The sequence below is a fragment of the Pseudomonas fluorescens genome (assembly GCF_012974785.1).
In the GTDB taxonomy this organism is placed as follows: domain Bacteria; phylum Pseudomonadota; class Gammaproteobacteria; order Pseudomonadales; family Pseudomonadaceae; genus Aquipseudomonas; species Aquipseudomonas fluorescens_BT.
This window is the reverse complement of the sequence record NZ_CP027561.1, coordinates 4525912-4543040: the sequence shown is the minus strand read 5'-3', so window position 1 is coordinate 4543040 and position 17129 is coordinate 4525912. Positions and strand designations below refer to the sequence as shown.

Sequence of the window (17129 nt, the reverse complement as noted above, 5' to 3'; positions counted from 1 at the left end):
AGCCCAGAGAAATCAAAGAAGCGCGGCTTATGACAGGGCATTTTGGCGTATTGACCAGAATGGGCGTTCCGGTCAAGATACGGGCGGTTTTGCGCTCGCCGTAGGCTGAATGGTGGTTTCAAGAGCACCTCTAAAGACAGGGCGTAGGCGGTAACCGGTGATGCGCAGCGCAGGTTCGGCGCGCAGTTTACACACCGCGAAGCGGCATGACTCGTCGGTCACGACTGACGAACGGTCATCCCGCTCAGCCGGCGTTTTTAGAGGTGCCCTTGTGCCCGATGAGCATCAACCGCCAGGTTCGCCTAGGCGACTTTCTTTTCACCGGAGAGTAACGAGGAATCCATGAAGGTTCTTGTAGCTGTCAAACGCGTTGTGGATTACAACGTCAAGGTTCGCGTCAAGGCGGACAATTCCGGCGTAGACCTCGCCAACGTCAAGATGTCGATGAACCCGTTCTGCGAAATCGCAGTGGAAGAAGCCGTACGCCTGAAAGAGAAAGGCGTTGCGACTGAAATCGTCGTCGTCTCCATCGGCCCGTCCACCGCTCAGGAACAGCTGCGTACCGCACTGGCTCTGGGTGCCGACCGCGCCATCCTCGTCGAATCCGCTGAAGACCTGACTTCCCTGGCCGTGGCCAAGCTGCTCAAGGCCGTGGTCGACAAGGAACAGCCTCAGCTGGTGATCCTGGGCAAACAGGCCATCGACAGCGACAACAACCAGACCGGCCAGATGCTCGCTGCACTGAGCGGCTACGGTCAGGGCACTTTCGCCTCGAAAGTCGAAGTCTCCGGCGACAGCGTTGCCGTGACCCGCGAAATCGACGGCGGCGCGCAGACCGTTTCCCTGAAACTGCCGGCCATCGTCACCACCGACCTGCGTTTGAACGAGCCGCGCTACGCGTCCCTGCCAAACATCATGAAAGCCAAGAAGAAGCCTCTCGAGACGCTGACTCCGGACGCTTTGGGCGTTTCCACCGCCTCCACCAACAAGACCCTGAAAGTCGAAGCGCCAGCTGCACGCAGCGCGGGTATCAAGGTCAAGTCGGTGGCTGAACTGGTCGAGAAACTGAAAAACGAAGCGAAGGTAATCTGATCATGACTATCTTGGTAATCGCCGAACACGACAACAAGGTGCTGGCTCCGGCCACCCTGAACACCGTGGCTGCCGCTGCCAAAATCGGCGGCGACATCCACGTTCTGGTTGCTGGTCAAGGCGCTGGCGCCGTGGCTGAAGCCGCCGCGAAAATCGCTGGCGTGAGCAAAGTCCTGAACGCTGACAATGCCGCTTACGCGCATCAGTTGCCGGAAAACGTTGCTCCGCTGGTTGCTGCTCTTGCCCATGAAGGCGGGGGCGCGGGTTACAGCCACATCCTGGCTGCCGCCACTTCCAACGGCAAAAACATCCTGCCGCGCGTTGCCGCCCAGCTGGACGTTGACCAGATCTCCGAGATCATCTCGGTAGAAAGCGCTGACACCTTCAAGCGTCCGATCTACGCTGGTAACGCCATCGCTACCGTGCAATCGACCGCTGCGATCAAAGTGATCACCGTGCGTGCCACCGGTTTCGACCCGGTTGCCGCTGAAGGTGGTTCGGCTGCCGTTGAAGCGGTTGCTGCTGCCCATAACGCCGGCACTTCCAGCTTCGTCAGCGAAGAGTTGGCCAAGTCTGATCGTCCTGAGCTGACCGCTGCCAAGATCGTCGTTTCCGGCGGCCGTGGCATGCAAAACGGCGACAACTTCAAACACCTGTACGCCCTGGCCGACAAGCTGGGCGCTGCCGTCGGTGCTTCCCGCGCTGCGGTCGACGCAGGTTTCGTCCCGAACGACATGCAGGTCGGTCAGACCGGCAAGATCGTTGCACCTCAGCTGTACATCGCCGTCGGTATTTCCGGCGCGATCCAGCACCTGGCCGGCATGAAAGACTCCAAAGTGATCGTTGCGATCAACAAGGATGAAGAAGCGCCGATCTTCCAGGTGGCCGACTACGGCCTGGTGGCGGATCTGTTCGAAGCCGTACCTGAGCTGGAGAAGCTGGTCTAATCCGGCGGCTTCACTTATAAAGAGCCCGGCCTGTTGGTCGGGCTTTTTTTTGTCTCGGATTTGAGTGGGAGCGTTTCGCCATGGATCTGCATCGCCGGTTAGGCTTCTCGTTATTGCTGTTCTCCAGTCTGTTGCCGGGGTTGTCCAATGCAGCGGGCAAATGCGAGCGACTGGTCGTCACTGGCAGCCCTGACGCTCCGCCCTATCTGTGGCAGGACCCGCAAAACCCGAAACAACTGATCGGTGCCAGCGCTGACCTGCTGCAGCAGGTTGCGAAGGACCTGGGGATCAAGGTCGAGTTGCTCTATGCCGGTAAACGCGCCCAGGCCCTCGACGAAGTTCGCAGTGGTCGCATGGATGTGCTGGCGGACGCTCCCCTGAACTTCAACGAGCTGGAAAATCTCGACTACATCCATCCTCCGCTACTGGAAAACGATTACCTGGTGTGGACGCGCAAGGGCTCGACGCTCGTCTATAACGAAGCCAAAGACCTGCATGGACATACCGGAGGCTTGTCGGAAAAGTCTCGAATGACCCAGGCATTCAGCACTTTTGCCGAGCAGCAATTGACCCTGACCCGGACGGCAAACCTGACCCAGGCGTTTCAGAAACTTCTGCTGGGGGAGGTTGAATATGTACTCGCCGGCCGCTACTCGGGGATGGCAGCCGCGCAGGCACTGGGCATGGCCAATGATCTGCTGGCTTTCGAGCAACCGATTGACCGGCCCGGTCTGTTCCTTGCGCTTTCCCACAACTCGGCTTGCAACGATCCGTGGTTGCGCGGACAGCTGGCCAAAAAGATGACAGAATTGCCCGCGTCCGGCCTGACGGAAGCCGCGCTGCAACGCAACATCGAGCGCTGGAAGGCGCAGCAGCAACAATCGCCGCAGCAACCTGTCAGCGCCCCAAAACAGTAGGGATTCTTAGTGAGTAATCGACTTCTTTTCGCGGCTCTGGCCGTTCTGGCCCTGGCCGGTTGCGCCAGTGATCCGGCACCCCACGAACAAATGCGGCTGACCGAGCAGGCGCTCGAGCAAGCCAAGGCTGTCGGCGCCACTGCCGATGAAGTGCCCGAGATGAAACTGGCCGAAGACAAATTCAATCGGGCCAAGGGCAGCATGGCTGGCGAATCCTTCAAGAATGCACGGATGCGCGCCGAACAGGCCGAGCTGGACGCCCGTCTGGCTGAAGCCAAGGTGCTGACCCAGAAAAGCGAGGAGCAACTGAACGTGCTCAATACCCGCATCGTCCGTCTGCGCAAGCAACTGGGGGATGCCCGATGAATTCGATGTCCAAATTGTTCGGCGGGCTGGTGCTCGTCGGTTGTACCAGCCTCTTTGGCTGCGCCGGTCAACACAGCGAGGGCGCCTTGCAGGAGGCCAGCGCTGACTTTCAGAAGGTCAAGGAAGATTCCAATGTGCTGCGTATCGCGCCGAAAGACGTGATTCGGGCCGGTGAGTCCCTGGCCCGTGCCGACCGTCTCTCCACCTATTGGGGAAGCGGTGCGGACGTGGTGCATTATTCCTACTTGAGCCAGCGTTACAGCCAGATCGCCCGAGAGCATACCAATCTGGTACTCAACGAGGAACGCGCGGCCAAGCTTGAGCTCGAGCGCCAACGCCTGCAGTTGGCATTGCGCGAATCCAAACTGTTGAGCGTGCAGCAGCAGGGCAAGTGGCTGGAGGAGCAGATCGTTGCACTGGCCACTACCCAGACCGATCGCGGACTGGTGATGACCCTCGGTGACGTGCTGTTCGATACCGGCGAAGCCGAACTGAAGAACTCGGCCAATCGTGTGGTGTTGAAGATCGTGCAATTCCTGCAGCTCAATCCCAAGCGCGTAGTGCGAATCGAGGGCTATACCGACAGCACCGGTGGCAAGCAGGAAAATCTCAAATTGTCTCGTGATCGCGCACAATCCGTAGCTGACGTACTGACGGATCTGGGCATCGACGAAAAACGTATTCAGGTCGAAGGCTACGGCGACGAGTACCCGGTAGACGCCAACGCTTCCGAACGTGGGCGTGCGCAGAACCGTCGGGTGGAAATCGTGTTCTCCGACGAAAAAGGCCAGCTCGGCGCCGCCCGCTGAGGGTGGCGTTACTGGAAAGCCCGGCCTGTCATGCAGCGCCGGGCTTTTTCACGTCTGTCGATTACCTCACAAAGCAGTACAGATTTAACCGACACTGCACTGTATGGTTGACTAATATGGCAACTGTCCCAGTACACTTCAGAACTGTTCCGGTATTGTTTCGCACAAGAATAAAACGCCCGTGAAATCGAGTGCTGCGTCATGACCAATCTTTTGCTCTACCAACGTATTGCTCAACAGCTGGCCGAAGACATCCGTCGTGGTGTCTATCAACCCGGCGAGCGCGTGCCCTCGGTGCGCAAGATGAGTTCGCAGCTCAATGTCAGCCACGCGACGGTGTTGCAGGCTTACGCCAATCTTGAAGATCAGGGGTTGATCCGGGCGCGACCGCAGTCCGGTTATTACGTACACCAGACGCCGGCGCTGACGGCGCCGACCCCGGACATCGCCCGGGTCGAACGGCCCGGCCTGGTCACCCGTGCCAGCATCATTCAGCAAGTGTTGGTCGAGTCGCGTCGAGAAGGCGTGTTCCCGCTGGGGGCAGCGGTGCCAAGTGTTGATTATTTACCGGTGCGCGCACTGCATCAGCAATTGGCCAAAGTCACCCGATTCCATAGCCCGCGGGCCTTCAGCTACATGTTCAGCCCGGGTTTCGAACCGTTGCGTCGGCAAGTGGCGATCCGTATGCGCGATGCCGGGGTGGTGGTTGACCCTTCGGAAGTAGTGATCACCCATGGCTGTGTCGATGCCCTGCAGATGTCATTGCGGGTGCTGACCCGTCCGGGCGATCTGATTGCCGCCGAGTCACCGACTTATTACGGCCTCTTGCAGTTGGCCGACCTGCTGGGCCTGAAAGTCATCGAAATCCCCAGCGACCCGGCCACCGGCATGAGCCTTGAAGCCTTGCAACTGGCGGCCAATCAATGGTCGATCAAAGCCCTCGTGCTGACGACTCGGCTGAGCAATCCGCTGGGTGGCACCATGCCCGAGGATCGGCAAAAACAATTGCTGCGTCTGGCCTCGGACTTCGATATCCAGATCGTCGAAGACGACATCTACGGCGAACTGATGTTCGAGCAGGGTCGCACCAAGGCGCTCAAGGCCTATGATCGGCTGGATCGGGTCATTTACTGTTCGAGTTTCTCCAAGACGCTGTCGCCGGGTGTGCGCGTCGGCTGGATGATTGCCGGTAAATATCAGCAGGAAATCCAGCGTCTGCAGACCTTCACCACCCATTCGGCTTGCAGCGTCACGCAAATGGCGATTGCCGCTTATCTGGAAAATGGCGGTTATGACCGGCATTTACGGTACATCCGCCAGGAATACCGAAAAAACCTCAGTGCGTTCCAGCTGGCGGTGCAGCAGTACTTTCCTGAAGGCACGCAAATGACCCGGCCCACTGGCGGTTTCATCCTGTGGGTGAGCCTGCCCGGGCGGGTCAACACGCAGGAGTTGCATGTCCGCGCGCTGCAGCAGGGCATCAGCATCGCCCCCGGACTGATCTTCAGTAATACCGAGCAGTTCAATCACTGTATCCGCCTGAACTGCGGTACCCCGTGGAATCGTGAGGCGGAACGCGCCCTCATGACACTCGGCCTGCTGGCGACCCAGCTCTGTCAAGAGATGGCTGCGGGCTTCTGAGATTTCGGCGGAGCTTGTCATGCCGCGCCCAACAGGCGAGCATATGGCCCTCTGCCGTTAGTTTTGTTGGGTTCATGAAAGCGAATTTTCCTGCCGCCTGGGTTGTTCTTTGCCTGTTGCTGTCGGGCCACGTGTCCGGGGTCATGGCGGCCTCCGTTCAGGAAAAGGCGCCAGCCACGACGACGGCCAGACAACCGGCCTCCGCGAAAAAGACCGCAGCAACGCCAAAGGTTACGCAGAAGAAAGCGGCTCCCGTAAAGAAGCGGCCTCCCATCGCCTCCAAGTCGAAACCTGCCAGCGAAGTGGTTAAAACGCAGTTGCCACCGGCCAGACTCGACCTGAGCCTGCCAAGGGAAATGGTTCAGCAGTTGAAACCTGCCGGTACCGTGCCGTTGCCCAGGCACGATACGGTCCTGCCGCAGATGTTCGGTGAAAAGAACAGCGGGTTCCAGCTCAACGGTCGCCTGTTGAGCAATGAAATGCAGTTGCAGCTGCGCAATGAAGAGCGCAGAGACGTCGAAGGCGCGGCGCTGGATTTCGAATTCAAGCAGTAAATTCAAATGATCCGTGACCCGCAGACCAGACGCTTTGTCGGAGACTGGTCAGTCACTTTCATTTCTGCGTAAAAACCCGGGTTCAGGGAATTTAACACAGCCGTTTTAGCGGTTACTCTGTTCCGCGTCCCTTTAACACATTGCTCGTCGCGAGGAGCTCGTCGTCATGAAATGCCGTGAAGGCTGTGGCGCCTGTTGCATTGCCCCTTCAATCAGCTCGCCGATCCCGGGCATGCCCGATGGCAAACCTGCCGGCGAACGTTGCGTTCAGCTGTCGGTCGAAAACCTGTGCAGCATTTTCGGCCGACCGGAACGTCCAGCGGTCTGTTCAGGGTTCAGCGCCGATGTCGAAGTCTGCGGAAGCAGTCAGGAAGAGGCGATCAGATTGCTCGGTTGGTGGGAGCAGATGACGGCGGCGTGATGTGTCAAACGTACGGAACTTCAACAATAAGGAATAAGACTATGGGTTCGCTGCATCGTATCGCTGTGTTGTGTGGTTTGACTGCCGTGCTGGCCACTTCGGCTGCCCAGGCTGAAGACTGGAAAGTGGTCAAGAACGAAGACGGCATCAAGGTCTCCCTGAGCGAAGTGCCGGGTTCGGACTACAAGTCTTACCAGGGCGTGACCTTGATGAAGACTACCGTCGCCAAACTGCGCGCACTGCAGGAAGACGTCCCCGGTGCCTGTGCCTGGATTCACGAGTGCAAGACCCAGAAACTGCTCAAGCATGAAGGCGACCAGAGCTGGACCTATACCCAGTTCAATACGCCATGGCCGGTGACCCCGCGCGATTCGATCCTGCATGTCACCACCGTTGAGGGGGCCGATGGCAGCCTGACCCGCAACCTGGAAGGCGTGCCGAAGTATCTTCCGGAAGAAAAAGGCTTTGTCCGGGTCGCTCAGATCAAAGGCTTCTGGAAGTTCGTGCCGAAGGGCGATCAGGTCGAAGTGACCTATCAGGTCCACACCGAGCCGGGTGGCAGCGTGCCGTCGATGATTGCCAACAAGTTCGTGGTCGACGCACCGTTCAATACCCTGAAAGCCCTGAAAGAACGCGCCGAGAAGTAAGCGTCGCGTGCTCCGCAAACGCCCCGAAGAACTCGGGGCGTTTTGCTTTGTAGCGATATTGTGTTTCCGGATATGCGTTGAACGAAATTTTCACAAAGTCTTCAAGACAATTCGCCCGCGCAGTTTTTATCTGTCCGGGTATGCCGTGCCTTTAATGAAAGAGTCCGGCAGCCGGGCAGTAATCAATGGCAATGCCGCCGGTGATCGTGCAACATTTGCGCACCGCGCAAGCCCCGGGGCCTGGAATGGCCAACAGAGGGCAGGGCGCAGCTGTATTTTTGCAACTTCAACTTTCAATGGGTCCTAAAACGACATGGCAAACCCGGACGCCCTGAATCAGCAGCGATCTTCCAGTCGCCTGCTGCAACCGACCGTCAAATCGCATCTGGCCTACACGCTCTTGTGCGCGCTGGTCATGATGGTGATGTTTTCCGTGCTGCGCCTCGCGCTGCTGGTCTACAACCGCGAGATGATCCTCGACACCCCGGCTTCGACCTTCTTCGAAGCTTTCGCCAACGGCCTGCGTTTCGACCTGCGCCTGGTGGTCTACCTCTGCGTTCCGATGGTGCTGGCGCTGTTCAGTGCCCGGGCCATGGCTGCGCGCGGGTTCTTCCGCCTGTGGCTGACCGTGACCTCCAGCATCGCGCTGTTCCTCGGCCTGATGGAGATGGACTTCTACCGCGAGTTCCACCAGCGCCTCAACGGCCTGGTGTTCCAGTATGTGAAGGAAGACCCGAAAACCGTGATGAGCATGCTCTGGTACGGTTTCCCGGTGGTGCGTTACCTGCTGGCCTGGGCCGTGGGCACGGTGATCCTGACCCTGGCGTTCAAGGCCGCCGACCGTCTGACCCGTCCGCGTGGCCCGTTCAGCGGTGGCAACGTCGGCACCCGTCAGGTGGCGCCATGGTATGCGCGTCTGGCGGTGTTCGTGGTGTGCCTGCTGATCTGTGTGGTCGCCGTGCGCGGCACCCTGCGTCAGGGCCCGCCGCTGCGTTGGGGTGATGTGTACACCACCGAATCGAACTTCGCCAACCAGCTCGGCCTCAATGGCACCCTGTCGCTGATCGCGGCCGCCAAGGACCGCATGGGCGAAGACCGCAACAACATCTGGAAAGCCACGCTGCCGCAGGATCAGGCGCAGAAAGTGGTGCGCGAAATGCTGGTGATGCCGGACGACAAACTGGTCGATGCCGACATCGCCGCCGTACGTCGCGACTACACCCCGCCAGCCGACAAGACCCTGCCGATCAAGAATGTCGTCGTGATCCTGATGGAAAGCATGGCCGGTCACTCGGTGGGCGCTCTGGGCGCGCCGGGCAACATCACGCCGTACCTCGACAAACTGTCGAAGGAAGGCCTGCTGTTCGACCGTTTCTTCTCCAACGGCACCCACACCCACCAGGGTATGTTCGCCACCATGGCGTGCTTTCCGAACCTGCCGGGTTTCGAGTACCTGATGCAGACCCCGGAAGGCAGCCACAAACTGTCCGGCCTGCCGCAGCTGCTTAGTGCGCGCAAGTATGACGACGTCTACGTCTACAACGGTGACTTCGCCTGGGATAACCAGTCCGGTTTCTTCAGCAACCAGGGCATGACCAACTTCGTTGGCCGCAACGACTTCGTCAATCCGGTGTTCTCCGATCCGACCTGGGGCGTGTCCGACCAGGACATGTTCGACCGTGGTCTGGTGGAGCTCAAGGCGCGGGAAAACGGCAAGCCGTTCTATGCACTGCTGCAGACCCTGTCCAACCACACGCCGTACGCCTTGCCGACGCCATTGCCGGTCGAGCGCGTGACCGATCGTGGCACGCTCAACGAACACCTGACCGCCATGCGTTATGCGGATTGGGCGCTGGGCCAGTTCTTCGAGAAGGCCCGCAAGGAGCCGTACTTCAAGGAAACCCTGTTCGTCATCGTCGGCGATCACGGTTTTGGCAACGAGCGTCAGATTACCGAAATGGACCTGGGCCGCTTCAACGTACCGATGCTGATGATCGCACCGGGCATCCAGGAAAAATTCGGTACCCGTGACCACACCGTAGGGACGCAGATCGACATCGTGCCGACCATCATGGGTCGTCTGGGCGGCGAAGTGCGCCATCAGTGCTGGGGTCGTGACCTGCTCAACCTGCCGGCAGGCGACACCGGTTTCGGTGTGATCAAGCCGTCGGGCAGCGAGCAGACCACGGCGATCGTGACCGCTGACCAGATCCTGGTTCTGCCAAAGGAAAAGGAAATGGCGCCGAAGATCTACCAGTACCAACTGGGCGCGAACCCTTCTGCCGAAATCATTCCGGACGCACCGCGTACCGCCGAACTGAAACTCAAGCTCGAAGCGTTCCTGCAGACGGCCACCAAGAGCCTGATCGACAACACCGCCGGTGTGATTAACGGCAAGCCGGACTGATCATTCGGCGCAATAAAAAAGAGGCCCTTTGAAGGGCCTCTTTTTTTGTCGGTCAAATAGTCATATCCGACCGAGTAACAGCAGCACCAACAGGACTACCAGCACCACACCGATAATGCCCGAAGGGCCATAACCCCAACTTCTGGAGTGCGGGAAGACCGGCAGACCACCGATCAGCAACAGGATCAGGATAATGATAAGAATTGTGCCCATGTCGATTTCCTTGTTGATAGTGTCTGAAAAGTCTTGGTGTTCAAGGGCGGCTGGAAGTTGAACTAAATCCAGACGGCTTACAAATTCCGACTGCTGCGCATGAAAGAAAATTCAATGTTTTTTCAGTGTATTTGGCTAACACTCTTATTTCGTTTGATGCCGCAGTTTGCTCCTGCCATTCAGCAATCTGATGGAGCGTGGGTCGCTCCGGTTCCTTCGCTACACTGCGCGCATCTTCCCCGGAACAACAAGGCTGTCTGCTATGCAAAATCGCATGATGATCACTGGCGCGGGCTCCGGCCTGGGTCGCGAAATCGCGCTGCGCTGGGCGCGTGAAGGCTGGCAACTGGCGTTGTCCGATGTCAGCGAGCCCGGCTTGCAGGAGACTCTGAAACTGGTTCGCGAGGCGGGTGGCGACGGTTTCATCCAGCGCTGCGATGTGCGCGATTACAGCCAGCTCACTGCGTTCGCTCAGGCCTGTGAAGAGAAGTTCGGCGGCATCGACATCATCGTCAACAACGCCGGTGTGGCCTCGGGTGGATTCTTCAGCGAGCTGTCGCTGGAAGACTGGGACTGGCAGATCGCGATCAACCTGATGGGCGTGGTCAAGGGCTGCAAGGCGTTCCTGCCGTTGCTGGAGCAAAGCAAGGGCAAGATCATCAACATCGCCTCGATGGCGGCACTGATGCAAGGTCCGGCGATGAGCAACTACAACGTCGCCAAGGCCGGCGTGGTGGCGTTGTCCGAAAGCCTGTTGATCGAACTGGCCCAGCAGGAAGTCGGTGTCCATGTGGTCTGCCCGTCGTTCTTCCAGACCAATCTGCTGGACTCGTTCCGTGGTCCGACACCGGCCATGAAAGCCCAGGTTGGCAAGTTGCTGGAGAGTTCGCCGATCACCGCCGCCGATATTGCCGATTACATCTACAAGCAGGTTGCGGCCGGCGAGTTCATGATCCTGCCCCATGAGCAAGGGCGAATGGCCTGGGCGATCAAGCAGAAGAACCCGCAGCTGCTGTACAACGAAATGACCGCGATGGCCGAAAAGATGCGCGCCAAGGCCAAGCAGAACAACGGCTGAACTTGCCCGGGGTTCGTCGCATCGTTAGGGTGGCCGCAACAGTCACCCTGACGAGATGTCTTGCATGCTCAATTACCTGTGGTTTTTCCTCGCCGCGCTGTTTGAAATCGCCGGCTGTTTCGCGTTCTGGATGTGGCTGCGCCAGGGCAAGAGCGCCTTGTGGGTTATCCCGGCGCTGCTCAGCCTGACCCTGTTTGCGCTGCTGTTGACGCGTGTTGAAGCAACCTACGCCGGCCGCGCCTACGCTGCTTACGGCGGCATCTACATCATTGCCTCGATTGGCTGGCTGGCCGTGGTCGAGCGTATCCGTCCGCTGGGATCAGACTGGATCGGTGTCGCCTTGTGTGTAATCGGGGCCAGCGTGATTCTGTTCGGGCCTCGGTTTTCGGCGACCTGAAGCATCGGCTTGAAGGAAACATCTGAAGGCCAAGGCGCCCGGGCCTGTAGGGTTTGACTGATTTGCCCGCAGCGCATTGTAGGGTGCTCGAAAGCCGCGCATCTTCAAGGCTCGAAAACCTTGAAGGACACCCCCCATGCTTGTACTCAGCCGTGTTGTCGGTGAACTGATTTCCATCGGCGACAACATCACTTTGCGCGTTCTGGCGGTCAACGGCTCCAGCGTGCGGTTCGGCGTCGAGGCGCCAAAGCAGGTCAATGTGCACCGCGCCGAAGTCTACGAGCGGATCCAGCGCAAACAGGCCAGCGGCAAGGGCCGCTGACCGTTTCAGTCGAACAGGTGCTTGGGCACGTCGTGCTTGAGCATCAACTGGCATTGCTCGCTTTCCGGATCGAAAACGATCAGCGCCTGGCCTTTGATCAGGGCCTGGCGAACCCGCAGAACGCGGGTTTCCAATGGCGTGTCGTCACCGTTGTCGGTGCCGTCGCGGGTGACGAAATCCTCGATCAGGCGGGTCAGGGTGTCGACTTCGAGCGCGTCGTAGGGAATCAGCATGGGCACCTCGGCTAAATCAATCTCGGGATGCTACGGCGAATGATCGCCGAGGGCCAGACTCAACTGTCCGAGCGTTGCCCCACCAGGCTGTCCACCGATGGCACACGGGTGTCGCTCTCCATTTGCGTTTCGTGTTCGATCTGATGACTGAAACGGTCCAGTGACCCGGTGGCCGGTTGGGCATCGCTGGCGAACACTGGCGGGCTCAGAATGTACGCCCCCAGCAAGCGACTGAGCGCGGCCAGGCTGTCGATGTGCGTGCGTTCGTAGCCGTGGGTTGCGTCGCAGCCGAAGGCGAGCAGGGCGGTGCGGATGTCGTGACCGGCGGTGACCGCCGAGTGGGCATCGCTGAAGTAGTAGCGGAACAGGTCACGGCGCACCGGCAGTTCGTGTTCGCCGGCCAGGCGCAACAAGTGCCGCGACAGGTGATAGTCGTACGGTCCACCGGAATCCTGCATCGCCACGCTCACGGCATGTTCGCTGGAGTGCTGGCCGGGCGCGACCGGGGCGATGTCGATACCGACGAATTCGCTGACGTCCCACGGCAACGCCGCGGCTGCACCGCTGCCGGTTTCCTCGGTGATGGTGAACAGCGGATGGCAATCGATCATCAACTCCTGACCGCTGTCGACGATGGCTTTCAATGCTGCCAGCAGTGCGGCGACGCCGGCCTTGTCATCCAGGTGACGAGCGCTGATGTGACCACTTTCGGTGAATTCCGGCAGCGGGTCGAAGGCGACGACATCGCCGACGCTGATGCCCAGCGAATCGCAATCGGCGCGGGTCGCACAATAGGCGTCCAGCCGCAGCTCGACGTGATCCCAGCTGATCGGCATCTCGTCCACGGCCGTGTTGAAGGCATGCCCGGACGCCATCAGCGGCAACACGCTGCCGCGGATCACGCCGTTGTCGGTGAACAGGCTGACGCGGCTGCCTTCGGCGAAGCGGCTCGACCAGCAGCCCACCGGCGCCAGGGTGAGACGGCCGTTGTCTTTCACCGCGCGCACGGCGGCGCCGATGGTGTCCAGGTGCGCCGAGACAGCGCGGTCAGGGCTGTTTTTCTTGCCCTTGAGGGTGGCGCGAATCGTGCCGCGACGGGTCATTTCGAAGGGAATGCCAAGTTCCTCCAGACGTTCGGCGACGTAACGCACGATGGTGTCGGTAAACCCGGTAGGGCTGGGAATGGCGAGCATTTCCAGCAGGACTTTCTGCAGGTAATTCAGATCCGGTTCGGGAATTTGGGTGGTCATGGAAACTCCTGTTGCGGGGCGTCATTCGCGCGTTCAACGCGGGAATGACGCTGAAGAGGGATCAAGCGGCCGGCTGACTGTGCGGAAACAACAGATCGACAAAGCGCTCGGCCGTCGGTTGAGGCTCATGGTTGGCAAGACCCGCCCGCTCGTTGGCTTCGATGAACACGTAAGCCGGTTGATCTGCCGCCGGTACCATCAGGTCGAGTCCGACCATGGGGATTTCCAGTGCCCGGGCCGCACGCACGGCAGCGTCGGCCAGGGTCGGGTGCAGGATCGCGGTGACGTCTTCCAGCGTGCCACCGGTGTGGAGGTTCGCCGTGCGTCGCACGAACAGATGCTCACCCGCCGGCAGAATGCTGCTGTAGTCGTAACCGGCCGCGTGCAGAGTGCGCTGGGTTTCATGATCCAGCGGGATCTTGCTTTCGCCACTGGTGGCCGCTTGCCGTCGCCGACTCTGCGCTTCGATCAGCGCGCCGATGGAATGATGGCCGTCGCCGACCACTTCCGCCGGCCGGCGGATCGCTGCGGCCACGACCTCGAAACCGATCACCAGAATCCGCAGGTCGAAGCCTTCGTGGAAGCTCTCGAGCAGCACGCGAGTGTCGAACTGCCTGGCTGCTTCGATGGCTTGCTGCACGTCCTCGATGGTCTGCAGATCCACCGCCACGCCTTGGCCCTGTTCGCCATCCAGCGGTTTGACCACCACTCGCTGGTGTTCATCGAGGAAGGCCAGGTTGTCGTCCGCGTTCCCTGCCAACTGCTGCGACGGCACATTCAACCCGGCGGCTTTCAACACTTTGTGGGTCAGGCTTTTGTCCTGGCACAGGTTCATGCTGATGGCGCTGGTCAGGTCGCTCAGGGATTCGCGGCAACGCACCCGGCGCCCGCCATGACTGAGGGTGAACAGCCCGGCATCGGCGTCATCCACTTGCACATCGATGCCGCGCCGATGGGCTTCCTCGACGATGATCCGCGCATAAGGGTTGAATTGCGCCTCCGGCCCCGGGCCGAGGAACAGCGGCTGGTTGATGCCGTTCTTGCGCTTGATGGCAAACGTCGGCAGGTTGCGAAAACCGAGTTTGGCGTAGAGGTTTTTCGCCTGCCGGTTGTCATGCAGCACCGACAGATCGAGGTAGCTCAGACCCCGACTCATGAAATGCTCGATCAGATGGCGCACCAGCACTTCACCGACCCCGGGACGCGAGCACTGCGGATCGACTGCCAGGCACCACAGGCTGCTGCCGTTTTCCGGGTCGTTGTAAGCCTTCTGGTGATTGAGGCCCATGACGCTGCCGATCACCGCGCCACTGTCGTCGTCTTCCGCCAGCCAGTACACCGGGCCGCCCTGATGATGCGGAGTGAGCAGGGAGGCGTCGATCGGCAACATGCCGCGTGCCTGATACAGCTGATTGATCGACTGCCAGTCCTCTTCGCTTTGCGCACGACGGATGCGGAAACCGCGAAACACCCGCGTTGCCTGACGGTAATCGCTGAACCATAGGCGCAAGGTATCGGACGGATCGAGAAACAGTTGAGTCGGTTCCAGGCCGAGAACCTGCTGTGGCGCAGCCACGTACAACGCGATATCGCGCTCACCCGGATGCTCGTTGAGCAATTCCCGGGCGAGGCTCGCCGGGTCGGGAAAGGTGTGGCCGATCAGCAACCGGCCCCAGCCGCAATGCACGGCAATCGGCTCGGCGCTCGGTTGATTGCCATCTTCGGCCAGGCGCGCCTGCAATCGTTCGTAGGAGGGTGTCTGACCGCGCAGCAGCCGTTGGCTGTAAGCCGTGGCGTGAGGTTTCATCAATCAGATTCCTTGTTCGCTGAGCCACAGGTTCAAAGCCGCCAGTTGCCACAGCTTGGAGCCGCGCAGCGGGGTCAACTGGCTTTGTGGATCAGTCAGCAGCTTGTCGAGCATGGCGGGGTTGAACAGGCCGCGATCCTGACTCGGATCCAGCAGCAGTTCGCGCACCCAGTTCAGGGTGTCGCCTTGCAAATGTTTGAGGCCCGGCACCGGGAAGTAACCTTTTTTGCGGTCGATCACTTCACTTGGGATGACCCGTCGCGCGGCTTCTTTCAAGACCTGCTTGCCGCCGTCGGGGAGTTTGAATTTGCCGGGAATACGGGCCGACAATTCCACCAGGCGATAGTCGAGAAACGGCGTGCGCGCCTCCAGGCCCCAGGCCATGGTCATGTTGTCGACGCGTTTGACCGGGTCGTCCACCAGCATCACCGTGCTGTCCAGACGCAGGGCCTTGTCGACTGCGGCATCGGCGCCGGGTTGTGCGAAATGCTCCTTCACGAAGTCGCCGGCAGCGTCATTGGCGGTCAGCCATTTCGGCTGCACCGTGGCCGCATAGTCGTCGTAGCTGCGGTCGAAAAACGCCTCGCGATAGGCCGCATACGGATCGGCCGCGCCGTCCACTTGCGGATACCAGTGATAACCGGCGAACAACTCGTCGGCGCCCTGGCCGCTCTGTACAACCTTGCAATGCTTGGCCACTTCTCGAGACAGCAGATAGAAGGCGATGCAGTCGTGGCTGACCATCGGCTCGCTCATGGCGCGGAACGCGGCGGGCAGTTGCTCGATGATTTCTCTTTCGTCGATGCGCAGTTGGTGGTGATGGGTGCCGTAGTGTTGGGCGATCAGATCGGAGTACTGAAACTCGTCGCCGCGTTCACCGCCGGCATCCTGGAAACCGATGGAAAAGGTCGACAGGTTCTCCACGCCCACTTCGCGCAGCAGGCCAACGAGCATGCTTGAATCGACGCCGCCGGAAAGCAGCACGCCGACATCCACCGCCGCCCGTTGGCGGATCGCTACCGCCTCACGGGTGCTGTCGAGCACGCGGTCGCGCCAGTCTTCCAAAGTCAGGTTTTTCTCGTCTTCGCGTGGGCCGTAGGGCAGCGTCCACCAGGTTTTCTGCTCAGTGGTGCCGTCTGCCTCAATCCGCATCCAGCTCGCCGGCGGCAGCTTTTCGATGCCTGCCAGCAAGGTGCGCGGCGCAGGCACCACGGCGTGGAAATTCAGGTAATGGTTGAGCGCCACCGGATCGAGGATCGGGTTGATATCGCCGCCCTTGAGCAACGCCGGCAGGGCCGAGGCGAAGCGCAGGCGCTGGCCGGTGCGCGACAGGTACAGCGGTTTGACGCCGAGGCGGTCGCGGGCGATGAACAGGCGCTGGGCATCGCGCTCCCAGATGGCGAAGGCAAACATGCCGTTGAGTTTCGGCAGCAGCGCTTCGCCCCAGGCGTGATAACCCTTGAGCAGCACTTCGGTGTCGCCGCCGGAGTAGAACGCATAACCGAGCGCTTCAAGTTCGGCGCGCAGTTCCGGGAAGTTGTAGATCGCGCCATTGAAGGCCAGGGACAGGCCCAGTCGACTGTCGATCATCGGCTGCGCCGAGCCGTCCGACAGGTCCATGATTTTCAGGCGTCGATGGCCCAGGGCAATCGGCCCCTGAGCGTGAAAGCCCCAGGCGTCGGGGCCGCGAGGCGCCAGGTGATGGGTGATTCGCTCGATGGCTGCAAGGTCTGCAGGTTGTTGATCAAAACGTAACTCGCCAGCTAATCCGCACATAAAGTCCTTACCGGTTTTTCCGTTGGGGAGGGCATTTCTGAACCGCGCCGAAATGGACGGTACCCAGAAACTGACCCGGCTCGGATGTGGGAGTTTTAGAACGATCAGTTATAAGTGGGCTGAGCTGACCGATGGGCCTTTAGCATCCCGGAGGATGCCGCGGGTGGTAAATATGTATTCGAAACATGCGGATTACTGCTGGTTTGCGGGCCCGAACGGGCAGTTATTCGTGTTTTTTATTCGCTTTCGGGA

At 60.1% G+C, this 17129-nt stretch carries 18 protein-coding genes; 13 read left to right on the top strand and 5 right to left on the bottom strand.

What is annotated here, in order from left to right:
- Nucleotides 1-342 precede the first annotated feature (342 nt).
- The 10 genes from C6Y56_RS20465 (at nucleotide 343) to C6Y56_RS20420 (ending at nucleotide 9801) form a co-directional block, all read left to right on the top strand.
- Nucleotides 343-1092, top strand: coding sequence for an electron transfer flavoprotein subunit beta/FixA family protein (locus C6Y56_RS20465; RefSeq protein WP_007950859.1), 750 nt, complete (start codon nucleotides 343-345; stop codon nucleotides 1090-1092).
- Between the two features lie 2 nt (nucleotides 1093-1094).
- A complete protein-coding gene (locus C6Y56_RS20460; protein ID WP_169431411.1) occupies nucleotides 1095-2039 on the top strand; it encodes an electron transfer flavoprotein subunit alpha/FixB family protein in 945 nt (314 codons plus the stop codon).
- A gap of 80 nt (nucleotides 2040-2119) precedes the next feature.
- On the top strand, nucleotides 2120-2956 hold the full coding sequence (locus tag C6Y56_RS20455) for a substrate-binding periplasmic protein (protein ID WP_169431410.1): 837 nt from the start codon (nucleotides 2120-2122) through the stop codon (nucleotides 2954-2956).
- A gap of 9 nt (nucleotides 2957-2965) precedes the next feature.
- Complete coding sequence (locus C6Y56_RS20450) at nucleotides 2966-3322, top strand: DUF4398 domain-containing protein (protein WP_169431409.1); 357 nt, start codon at nucleotides 2966-2968, stop codon at nucleotides 3320-3322.
- Between the two features lie 5 nt (nucleotides 3323-3327).
- On the top strand, nucleotides 3328-4131 hold the full coding sequence (locus C6Y56_RS20445; protein WP_423815196.1) for an OmpA family protein: 804 nt from the start codon (nucleotides 3328-3330) through the stop codon (nucleotides 4129-4131).
- A gap of 201 nt (nucleotides 4132-4332) precedes the next feature.
- Complete coding sequence (locus C6Y56_RS20440; RefSeq protein ID WP_169431407.1) at nucleotides 4333-5772, top strand: PLP-dependent aminotransferase family protein; 1440 nt, start codon at nucleotides 4333-4335, stop codon at nucleotides 5770-5772.
- Between the two features lie 74 nt (nucleotides 5773-5846).
- Entirely contained in the window at nucleotides 5847-6326 is a 480-nt protein-coding gene (locus C6Y56_RS20435) for a translation initiation factor 2 (protein ID WP_169431406.1), read from the top strand.
- 166 nt (nucleotides 6327-6492) lie between these two features.
- Nucleotides 6493-6747 carry a YkgJ family cysteine cluster protein gene (locus C6Y56_RS20430; protein ID WP_085710899.1) on the top strand — a complete coding sequence of 85 codons (255 nt, stop codon included), beginning with the start codon at nucleotides 6493-6495 and terminating at the stop codon, nucleotides 6745-6747.
- 41 nt (nucleotides 6748-6788) lie between these two features.
- Nucleotides 6789-7394 carry an START domain-containing protein gene (locus C6Y56_RS20425; protein ID WP_169431405.1) on the top strand — a complete coding sequence of 202 codons (606 nt, stop codon included), beginning with the start codon at nucleotides 6789-6791 and terminating at the stop codon, nucleotides 7392-7394.
- A 313-nt stretch (nucleotides 7395-7707) separates the two neighbouring features.
- The gene (locus C6Y56_RS20420) at nucleotides 7708-9801 is read left to right on the top strand and encodes an LTA synthase family protein (protein WP_169431404.1); all 2094 of its coding nucleotides are present in this window, start codon (nucleotides 7708-7710) and stop codon (nucleotides 9799-9801) included.
- 60 nt (nucleotides 9802-9861) lie between these two features.
- Here C6Y56_RS20420 and C6Y56_RS20415 read toward each other — a convergent pair whose 3' ends face one another.
- Nucleotides 9862-10020 carry a DUF3309 family protein gene (locus C6Y56_RS20415; RefSeq protein ID WP_169432680.1) on the bottom strand — a complete coding sequence of 53 codons (159 nt, stop codon included), beginning with the start codon at nucleotides 10018-10020 and terminating at the stop codon, nucleotides 9862-9864.
- 256 nt (nucleotides 10021-10276) lie between these two features.
- On the opposite strand from C6Y56_RS20415, the gene C6Y56_RS20410 reads away from it, so the two are divergent.
- The 3 genes from C6Y56_RS20410 to csrA all read left to right on the top strand — a co-directional run bounded on the left by C6Y56_RS20410 (nucleotide 10277) and on the right by csrA (nucleotide 11811).
- A complete protein-coding gene (locus C6Y56_RS20410; protein WP_169431403.1) occupies nucleotides 10277-11092 on the top strand; it encodes an SDR family oxidoreductase in 816 nt (271 codons plus the stop codon).
- A gap of 64 nt (nucleotides 11093-11156) precedes the next feature.
- Nucleotides 11157-11489 carry a YnfA family protein gene (locus C6Y56_RS20405; RefSeq protein WP_085710895.1) on the top strand — a complete coding sequence of 111 codons (333 nt, stop codon included), beginning with the start codon at nucleotides 11157-11159 and terminating at the stop codon, nucleotides 11487-11489.
- A gap of 136 nt (nucleotides 11490-11625) precedes the next feature.
- Nucleotides 11626-11811: a carbon storage regulator CsrA gene (gene csrA, locus C6Y56_RS20400; protein ID WP_169431402.1), complete on the top strand. Its 186-nt coding sequence runs from the start codon at nucleotides 11626-11628 to the stop codon at nucleotides 11809-11811.
- A gap of 5 nt (nucleotides 11812-11816) precedes the next feature.
- Here csrA and C6Y56_RS20395 read toward each other — a convergent pair whose 3' ends face one another.
- The 4 genes from C6Y56_RS20395 to C6Y56_RS20380 all read right to left on the bottom strand — a co-directional run bounded on the left by C6Y56_RS20395 (nucleotide 11817) and on the right by C6Y56_RS20380 (nucleotide 16877).
- Complete coding sequence (locus C6Y56_RS20395; RefSeq protein ID WP_085710893.1) at nucleotides 11817-12044, bottom strand: YheU family protein; 228 nt, start codon at nucleotides 12042-12044, stop codon at nucleotides 11817-11819.
- 59 nt (nucleotides 12045-12103) lie between these two features.
- Nucleotides 12104-13294 carry an osmoprotectant NAGGN system M42 family peptidase gene (locus tag C6Y56_RS20390; RefSeq protein WP_007950879.1) on the bottom strand — a complete coding sequence of 397 codons (1191 nt, stop codon included), beginning with the start codon at nucleotides 13292-13294 and terminating at the stop codon, nucleotides 12104-12106.
- A gap of 61 nt (nucleotides 13295-13355) precedes the next feature.
- Entirely contained in the window at nucleotides 13356-15101 is a 1746-nt protein-coding gene (gene ngg, locus C6Y56_RS20385) for an N-acetylglutaminylglutamine synthetase (RefSeq protein WP_169431401.1), read from the bottom strand.
- A gap of 3 nt (nucleotides 15102-15104) precedes the next feature.
- On the bottom strand, nucleotides 15105-16877 hold the full coding sequence (locus C6Y56_RS20380; protein WP_169431400.1) for an N-acetylglutaminylglutamine amidotransferase: 1773 nt from the start codon (nucleotides 16875-16877) through the stop codon (nucleotides 15105-15107).
- Nucleotides 16878-17129: the final 252 nt, after the last annotated feature.

Coding starts and splice junctions, on each gene's coding strand:
- C6Y56_RS20465 (WP_007950859.1), top strand. CDS start 343: ATGAAGGTTCTTGTAGCTGTCAAACGCGTTGTGGATTACAACGTCAAG.
- C6Y56_RS20380 (WP_169431400.1), bottom strand. CDS start 16,877: ATGTGCGGATTAGCTGGCGAGTTACGTTTTGATCAACAACCTGCAGAC.
- C6Y56_RS20410 (WP_169431403.1), top strand. CDS start 10,277: ATGCAAAATCGCATGATGATCACTGGCGCGGGCTCCGGCCTGGGTCGC.
- C6Y56_RS20455 (WP_169431410.1), top strand. CDS start 2,120: ATGGATCTGCATCGCCGGTTAGGCTTCTCGTTATTGCTGTTCTCCAGT.
- C6Y56_RS20425 (WP_169431405.1), top strand. CDS start 6,789: ATGGGTTCGCTGCATCGTATCGCTGTGTTGTGTGGTTTGACTGCCGTG.
- C6Y56_RS20405 (WP_085710895.1), top strand. CDS start 11,157: ATGCTCAATTACCTGTGGTTTTTCCTCGCCGCGCTGTTTGAAATCGCC.
- C6Y56_RS20390 (WP_007950879.1), bottom strand. CDS start 13,294: ATGACCACCCAAATTCCCGAACCGGATCTGAATTACCTGCAGAAAGTC.
- csrA (WP_169431402.1), top strand. CDS start 11,626: ATGCTTGTACTCAGCCGTGTTGTCGGTGAACTGATTTCCATCGGCGAC.
- C6Y56_RS20445 (WP_423815196.1), top strand. CDS start 3,328: ATGTCCAAATTGTTCGGCGGGCTGGTGCTCGTCGGTTGTACCAGCCTC.
- C6Y56_RS20435 (WP_169431406.1), top strand. CDS start 5,847: ATGAAAGCGAATTTTCCTGCCGCCTGGGTTGTTCTTTGCCTGTTGCTG.
- C6Y56_RS20395 (WP_085710893.1), bottom strand. CDS start 12,044: ATGCTGATTCCCTACGACGCGCTCGAAGTCGACACCCTGACCCGCCTG.
- C6Y56_RS20460 (WP_169431411.1), top strand. CDS start 1,095: ATGACTATCTTGGTAATCGCCGAACACGACAACAAGGTGCTGGCTCCG.
- C6Y56_RS20430 (WP_085710899.1), top strand. CDS start 6,493: ATGAAATGCCGTGAAGGCTGTGGCGCCTGTTGCATTGCCCCTTCAATC.
- C6Y56_RS20420 (WP_169431404.1), top strand. CDS start 7,708: ATGGCAAACCCGGACGCCCTGAATCAGCAGCGATCTTCCAGTCGCCTG.
- ngg (WP_169431401.1), bottom strand. CDS start 15,101: ATGAAACCTCACGCCACGGCTTACAGCCAACGGCTGCTGCGCGGTCAG.
- C6Y56_RS20440 (WP_169431407.1), top strand. CDS start 4,333: ATGACCAATCTTTTGCTCTACCAACGTATTGCTCAACAGCTGGCCGAA.